This window comes from Streptomyces sp. RP5T (assembly GCF_003933965.1).
Taxonomy (GTDB): domain Bacteria; phylum Actinomycetota; class Actinomycetes; order Streptomycetales; family Streptomycetaceae; genus Streptomyces.
Window position 1 is genome coordinate 1 of record NZ_RSAJ01001230.1, and the last position, 670, is coordinate 670.

At 65.7% G+C, this 670-nt stretch carries 1 protein-coding gene; it reads left to right on the top strand.

Annotated elements, in window-relative coordinates; all coding sequences use genetic code 11:
• On the top strand, nt 1–276 hold a 276-nt coding region (locus EHS43_RS47295; protein WP_221740833.1), incomplete at its 5' end, for a hypothetical protein.
• Between the last annotated feature and the right edge of the window lie 394 nt (nt 277–670).

The window sequence follows — 670 nt, forward strand, 5'->3', positions numbered from 1 at the left end:
GCCACGACAGCAGAGTCCCGGCCCGGGCTTGAGAAGAACCGCCCCAAGTCCATTGAGTCCCCAGGGTTCGCGCCACCGCTGTTCGGTAGCACGACGGCGGCTGCTGACGCCATCGTGGCACCCACGCAGACCGCGAGGGCGGCCCAGGTCTTCGTCTTCATGCGCTGCTGCTTCAACTTACTGACCTCCGGTGGGAAAAGCCTGACGCGCACCTCGGTGCTGACGTACACCATCTTCCTTAGTTACTACGTTGGTCACTCGCGCCTGGTTCATTGAGCCGTTTTCATCCTGTCTCTGCGGGGTGACGACGTCGTCGTCCGCGCCCCCTCGCCCTGATCGTTCGTACAAGGGTTGTTCCCGCAGAAGGAAGACCACGACCGTATCGGCAGGAGACCGCCGTCCCGGGGCAGGTGCGCGCACCGGCGCCCGAGGACGCGGCCGGTGCGATCGCGCGTTTGCCGCCAGGCCGGTCGCAGACAACGCAGGGCAGACGCGCACTGTGGGGGCACCAGCGGTCAGCTGGCGTGCACTTTCATGTGATCACGCAATTGCATGTCCCCGGCATGGTCAGCGCGACCCGAGTCTGAGCACACCCTCCCCTCGGTGTGAAGGCGACCGCCGTCATCGTTCGGATCATCCGCCCGCTTCTTCTGCGCTGACGCTGCCGGTG